The organism is Limnoraphis robusta CS-951, assembly GCF_000972705.2.
The window spans coordinates 3,613-10,191 of sequence record NZ_LATL02000096.1; the positions used below are offsets into that span (position 1 = coordinate 3,613).

The 6,579-nt window shown below is 43.7% G+C and carries 5 protein-coding genes and 1 tRNA gene; 4 read left to right on the forward strand and 2 right to left on the reverse strand.

Going from position 1 to position 6,579, the window contains the following annotated elements; genetic code table 11:
* The first annotated feature begins 240 nt into the window (after window positions 1-240).
* Complete coding sequence (gene cofG / locus WN50_RS08680) at window positions 241-1,212, forward strand: 7,8-didemethyl-8-hydroxy-5-deazariboflavin synthase subunit CofG (RefSeq protein ID WP_046280571.1); 972 nt, start codon at window positions 241-243, stop codon at window positions 1,210-1,212.
* Between the two features lie 13 nt (window positions 1,213-1,225).
* Window positions 1,226-1,296: transfer RNA gene (locus tag WN50_RS08685), tRNA-Cys, on the forward strand.
* Between the two features lie 98 nt (window positions 1,297-1,394).
* Here the strand turns inward: WN50_RS08685 and WN50_RS36870 are convergent.
* Window positions 1,395-1,520, reverse strand: a complete 126-nt coding sequence (locus WN50_RS36870; protein WP_281062870.1) for a hypothetical protein — start codon at window positions 1,518-1,520, stop codon at window positions 1,395-1,397.
* Between the two features lie 355 nt (window positions 1,521-1,875).
* On the opposite strand from WN50_RS36870, the gene purF reads away from it, so the two are divergent.
* Both purF and WN50_RS08695 read left to right on the forward strand, forming a co-directional pair.
* Window positions 1,876-3,354 carry an amidophosphoribosyltransferase gene (gene purF, locus WN50_RS08690; protein ID WP_046280572.1) on the forward strand — a complete coding sequence of 493 codons (1,479 nt, stop codon included), beginning with the start codon at window positions 1,876-1,878 and terminating at the stop codon, window positions 3,352-3,354.
* Between the two features lie 473 nt (window positions 3,355-3,827).
* A complete protein-coding gene (locus WN50_RS08695) occupies window positions 3,828-4,295 on the forward strand; it encodes a helix-turn-helix domain-containing protein (protein ID WP_046280573.1) in 468 nt (155 codons plus the stop codon).
* A 167-nt stretch (window positions 4,296-4,462) separates the two neighbouring features.
* Here the strand turns inward: WN50_RS08695 and WN50_RS08700 are convergent, their stop codons facing one another.
* Window positions 4,463-6,190 (reverse strand): ABC transporter ATP-binding protein, encoded by a 1,728-nt coding sequence (locus WN50_RS08700; RefSeq protein WP_152964747.1) that lies wholly within the window; start codon window positions 6,188-6,190, stop codon window positions 4,463-4,465.
* Window positions 6,191-6,579: the final 389 nt, after the last annotated feature.

Genomic DNA, 6,579 nt, shown 5'->3' on the forward strand with positions numbered 1-6,579 from the left:
CTGCTGTAAGGTAGTTGTCATGTTAGGTATGATTGCTATGTATTTTTCGAGGTTCGTCGGTAGTGATTTCTCTACCGTGATTACAGTATTGCACGGTCAATGAAGTTTTGTAAAGTAGTTTTTCAGAAAGTTTACTTAACTAAGCTATAAAGAAAACTAATGATTGCTCAAGTCAGGCTTCTACCCAGGTGGTAAATCCGGTTTGTACAGTAGATGTGGCACTATCTCAGTCATTGATCTATGTCTTCTGTGATCACTTACAGTCCGGCTTATACACTGGTTCCAACCTACGAGTGTTTTAATCGTTGTACTTACTGTAATTTCCGCTCCGAACCCGGAACAAGCCCAGGGCTGACTCTGACGCAAGCTCAACAAATCTTAAAATCGCTTCAAGATCGAGGGGTGATTGAGATTTTAATCTTAAGTGGAGAAGTTCATCCTCAGAGTCCTCAACGTCCAGCCTGGTTTGAACGAATTTATCAATTATGTGAACTCGCCTTGTCGATGGGATTTTTACCCCACACCAACGCCGGGCCACTTCTCTATGAAGAAATGGCACAACTCAAACAGGTTAATGTCTCAATGGGCTTGATGCTTGAACAAATGACTCCTAAATTGCTGGAAACCGTCCACCGCCACGCCCCGAGTAAAGTTCCTCAACTGCGACTCCAACAGCTAGAATGGGCGGGAGAATTGCAAATTCCCTTTACAACGGGTTTATTATTGGGAATTGGGGAAAATGAGACGGACTGGCGAGAAACCTTAGAAGCGATCGCCACCGTTGATCAGCGTTGGGGACATATCCAAGAAGTGATCTTACAACCTCACAGTCCTGGTCAGCAGCAAGTTTGGCAGGGAGAAGCTTTTAATATGACTCTACTGCCTCAAGTCGTTGCGATCGCTCGTTCTCTGCTTCCAAATGAGATTACGTTACAAATTCCGCCGAATCTCGTCACCCATCCTGATATCTTAATCGAATGTCTCATAGCCGGAGCGAGGGATTTAGGCGGTATCAGTCCCCATGATGAAGTGAACCCCGACTATCCTCACCCCGATGCTCAAACGCTTGCCCCTATTCTTGAAGCTAACGGTTGGCAGTTGAAAAAACGCTTACCTGTTTATCCTCAGTATATTCCGGGGTTGCCAGCCCAATTAAAAACTTTAGTTGAGGATTGGCAGCTTGCCACAAAAAGCTCCTCTGTGATACAATGAAAATTCGTGATACGGCGGCATAGCCAAGCGGTAAGGCAGAGGTCTGCAAAATCTCCACCCCCGGTTCAAATCCGGGTGCCGCCTTCTAATATTGAACTCAGAAGTCAGTCAGGGGGTTGAAACCCGTGTCTAATATCCAAAGTCCTCGCACATAGGACTATCAATTAATATTTCCGTCAGTATTAAGTCGTTAATTGTAAAAGTTGTTCGCTAAAAAATTTACTAAATTTTAGGATAATCGACAGAGATTGCAGACTTTCCCACCAGTCTTCTACATCAAAAATTTCGTATAGATCTAGGCTATCCATTATCGAATCAATTTCATCTGAGAATTAATTAAATCTGATTACAGGTATTAACAAATTTAATTGAACGCAATAGCTCATTCAAAAACCCAGTCTAGTCTTCAGCTAGAAACCGATAGATTGCTGATAATCTGACCTAAAACGCCCGCTCAATTTTTGCAAATACTGACGTGAGATCGGTTGACAACACTAGAGATTGAAGTAAACTCGGATGACGTGTGTAATTGTTTACGCTACTGTTTAAGTGAGGGATCAGGATGCAACTATTAGAAAGCTCGGCACTGTTATCTAGCACTGCATAGCTTTCAACAAGATCCCAATTCCTGCTTATTCTGACACTAAACACCTAGCAACGACCATGATACCAAACGATTTGCTGACGACTGACCAACCCGACTCCAATCCCCAAAACCCCGATAAACCCGAAGAAGCTTGTGGTGTTTTCGGTATCTACGCACCGGGTGAAGATGTTGCTAAACTCACCTATTTTGGATTATACGCCCTCCAACACCGAGGTCAAGAATCAGCAGGAATTGCCACCTTTGACTCAGAAAAGCTGCATCTGTACAAAGAGATGGGGTTAGTTTCTCAAGTGTTTAACGAATCGATCCTCAGCGAGTTAAAAGGGAATCTCGCAGTCGGTCACACTCGTTATTCTACAACCGGATCGAGCCGAGTGGTCAATGCTCAACCGGCTGTCGCCAATAGCCGTCTAGGATCAGTCGCAGTCGCTCATAATGGTAATCTGGTTAATACCCCTCAACTGCGGGAAGAGATGACCCGACGCCAATATACTTTTGTTAGTACCACAGATACAGAATTAATTGCTCTGGCGATCGCTTCTGAAGTTGATTCGGGTAAGGACTGGTTAGACGCTTGTCAAAGTGCCTTTAAAATGTGCGAAGGAGCATTTAGTTTAGCGATTGGTACCCCTGTGGGATTGATGGGTGTACGTGATCCTCATGGGATTCGTCCTTTGGTGATTGGCACTTTAGACAACAACCCGACTCGATACGTTCTGGCGTCTGAAACCTGCGGTTTAGATATTATCGGTGCTGAATTTTTGCGAGAAGTTCAACCGGGTGAAATGGTTTGGATTACTGAAGACGGATTACAGTCAATTCAATGGCAACAACAAGCCTCTCGAAAACTTTGTGTGTTTGAAATGATCTATTTTGCCCGACCCGATAGCCAAATGGAGGGAGAAAGTCTCTACAGTTATCGAATGCGAATTGGTCGAGTCTTAGCCAAAGAGTCCTATATTGATGGGGATTTAGTAATTGGGGTTCCCGACTCTGGTATTCCGGCGGCGATTGGCTTTTCTCAAGAATCTAATATACCCTACATGGAAGGATTGATCAAAAATCGTTATGTGGGTCGCACGTTTATTCAACCGACTCAGGGAATGCGAGAGTCGGGTATTCGCATGAAACTGAATCCTCTAAAAGATGTTTTGGAAGGAAAGCGAGTGATTATGGTGGATGATTCTATTGTGCGAGGAACCACCAGCCGTAAGATTGTTAAAGCGTTGCGAGATGCAGGGGCGACAGAAGTTCACATGAGAATTTCTTCTCCTCCTGTGACTCATCCTTGCTTCTACGGGATTGATACTGATAGCCAAGATCAATTGATTGCGGCGAAGAAGTCGGTTGAGGAGATTTCCGAACATATTGGGGTGGACTCGTTGGCTTATCTGAGTTGGGAAGGAATGTTACAAGCGACTCACGAAGACCCTCAGAATTTCTGTTCGGCTTGTTTTACCGGAAAATATCCAATAGACGTTCCTGAACTGGTAAAACGCTCAAAATTGATGTTAGAGGAACCTGTGAAGGTTTAAGACAGTTTACAGTCATCAGTGAACAGGCAACAGGCAACAGGCAACAGGCAACAGGCAAAAGGCAAAAGGCAAAAGGCAAAAGGCAAAAGGCAAGAGGCAAAAGGCAAAAGGCAAAAGGCAATAGGCAATAGGCAATAGGCAATAGGCAATAGGCAACAGGCAATAGGGGAAGTCTTTAACTGCTAACTGGTCACTTGTCACTGGTCACTCTCTTGCGAACTTTGCTAAGATTGCGAACTAAGTCTCGCCGGAAACCGCGCCCGTCGCAAGGCAAGCCCTGGTCACTGATAACTGTCCCCACTGGTCACTGATAACTGGTTACTGGTCACTGTTTCTCCGCCTCCTAAGCGCAAAAACCCCTGATGAATGGTTTTTGTTTGATAAGAATTTCATATCTCTCTCGGATTCACTCCGGAATTGTTTGCAGAACTTGGATAGATCGATTAACGTTCCGGATGTGATGCGAGAGGAGGATGCCACCAAAAGCTCATCTAGAACCCCATCTCACGACTGAAGACCTGAAAGTGCGTTACCGACAAGCGAGGGATACTACCGAAGCGCGTCGATGGCACTTGCTTCAGCTCGTCGCGGGTGGCTGGACTATTAAACGAGCCGCCGAGGTTGTAGGCTTGAACTACGACTATTCTAAGGAGATTATTCGGCGCTATAACCGCGAAGGCCCCTGTTCTGTCAGGAACCGTAGCCGTGATCGCCAACCCCCTGTTGCTCGCTCTTTGTTAAGCTTGGCGCAGCAGCAGGAACTCAAAGAGGCTTTACAAAGCCCTCCCCCTGATGGGGGTGCCTGGTCAGGCCCGAAAGTCGCCGAATGGATTGCTCAAAAAACTGGTCGCCAACACGTCTGGCCCCAAAGGGGTTGGGACTATCTCAAGCGACTGGGAATTAACTGGAGACAACGCAAAAATACCGACAATGAGGAGTGAATCTAAGCTTTTAAAATTAGGTTTTGAGACACTTAGCATTGTATTGGTGCATCTACTTTGCGACTCTCTAATTAGAAGGCAATAGGCGCGAATTGCAAGAGGCAAAAGTCGGGAGTTGGGAGTCGGGAAAAAACTGTTAACTGAAAACGGTTTTTACTGGTAACTGGTCACTGGTCACTGTTCACTGTTAATCCAGATTGTACCCGCCACAAACTTGCATAAATTCCTGGTGTTTCTAATAATTGTTCGTGTCGCCCCCATTCTACTAATTTTCCCTGATCCATGACGTAAATACAATCTGCATTCCTCACGGTTGACAGGCGATGGGCGATCGCAATGGTTGTTCGATTTTGGGTAATATATTCGAGCGATCGCTGAATGGCGGCTTCTGTTTCGTTATCGACGGCAGAGGTCGCCTCATCTAATATTAATATAGGTGGATTTTTTAACACGGCTCTCGCAATGGCTATGCGTTGTCGTTGTCCGCCGGATAATTTTTGTCCTCGTTCTCCAACAATTGTATCATACCCTTGGGGTAATTTTTGAATAAAATTATCGGCTTCTGCCACTTGCGCGGCGGCGATAATTTCAGGTAAAGACGCATCAAAAGTTCCATAGGAAATATTTTCAGCAACGGTAGCGTGAAACAGAAAAACATCTTGACTCACTAAACCGATGGCTTGACGTAAATCTTTTAATTGAATTCGATTAATTTCAATCCCATCAAGGGTAATTATTCCTGATTGAATTTCATAGAGTCGAAGTAATAATTTCACTAATGTACTTTTTCCTGAACCTGTCGCCCCGACAATTGCAATGGTTTTAGTGGCTGGTATTTTCAGAGATAAATCTTCGATAACTGGAACTCGATTATTGTAGGCAAAGGTAATATTTTTGATGTCTATTTCTCCCCTAACCTGACTGACTGGAAGGGGAATATCTCCCGGATGAGTTTCAATAGATGTATCTAATAAATTCATCACTCGGTTAATGGAAGCCATCGCCCGTTGATACTGATCAAAGGTTTCTCCCAGTCGCGTTAACGGCCATAATAAACGTTGGGTAATAAACACTAAAACGCTATAAGTTCCTACGGCTAAACGTCCGGCTAGGGCTTCCATTCCTCCTAATAATAATGTTGCAATAAACCCAAAGAAAATTGCAATTCTAATTAAGGGAACAAAAGCAGAAGACAGTTTAATCGCTCGTTTATTACTCTGTCGATAGGCTTCACTTTGTTCGGTAATTCGTCCAGTTTCATAGTCTTCTGATGTAAAACTTTTAATCGTTGTAATGCCGCTTAAATTATTGGATAACTGACCATTTAACCAGCTAACTCGTTCTCTCACTTCTGCATAACGAGGGGCGAGACGTTTTTGAAATACCATTGATCCCCAAATAATAAAAGGCATGGGTAACATGGCAAACCAAGCCACATTTGGAGCGAGAATAAAAAACCCACCTCCCACTAAAATAACAGTTGTTACCACTTGCAAAATTTCATTCGCACCAAAATTTAAGAACCGTTCTAACTGGTTGATATCATCATTTAAAATTGACATCAAACTTCCGGTACTGCGTTCTTCAAAATAGGCTAATTCGAGTTCTTGTAAATGGCTATAAGCATCTAAACGCAAATCATGTTGAAGGGTTTGGGCTAAGTTTCGCCAGAGGAGTTCATAGGCGTATTCAAAAGCTGATTCTAAGCCCCATATAATTAAACTTAACAGCGATAATACCCAGAGTTGGGCGACGACATTTTCGACTCCCCATTGGGCGATAAATGAATCTTGTTGGTTCACGACAACATCAACGGCAGCACCAATTAAAACAGGCGGCGCTAAATCAAATAGTTTATTTAAAATAGAACAAATTGTCGCCTGAAATATTTGCATCCGGTAAGGATGAGCGTATTGTAACAGACGAGTCAAAGGATGAGTGGTTTTCGATGATTTCGGTGACAATTTTTCAACTCCAGTACATGAGTGAACCCTAACTGTATTTGTTGGTTTTCAGGGTAACTGTACAGCAGATTAATTCAAGAGATCCTTTCATTGTTATACCATTTTTCTATAATTTTGTTTTAACCTGTCCTGAAATGAGAGGGAACTAGGAGGGAACTAATAGCCTCCTCCTCCCTCCCTTTCTAAGGGAGGTGCCGTTGGCGAAGCCTATCTGAAGGATATAGGCGGAGGGATGGGGAGGTTGGTGGGGGTTAAAAAGAGAGTTAGAGGTTAAAGTCAGTGTTTTTATCATTTAAAATCATTAGAAATTGGTAGAACTA

Excerpts from the sequence above, each read along its gene's own strand:
- purF (WP_046280572.1), top strand. The coding sequence starts at position 1,876 with ATGATACCAAACGATTTGCTGACGACTGACCAACCCGACTCCAATCCC.
- WN50_RS36870 (WP_281062870.1), bottom strand. The coding sequence starts at position 1,520 with ATGGATAGCCTAGATCTATACGAAATTTTTGATGTAGAAGACTGGTGG.
- cofG (WP_046280571.1), top strand. The coding sequence starts at position 241 with ATGTCTTCTGTGATCACTTACAGTCCGGCTTATACACTGGTTCCAACC.
- WN50_RS08695 (WP_046280573.1), top strand. The coding sequence starts at position 3,828 with ATGCCACCAAAAGCTCATCTAGAACCCCATCTCACGACTGAAGACCTG.
- WN50_RS08700 (WP_152964747.1), bottom strand. The coding sequence starts at position 6,190 with ATGCAAATATTTCAGGCGACAATTTGTTCTATTTTAAATAAACTATTT.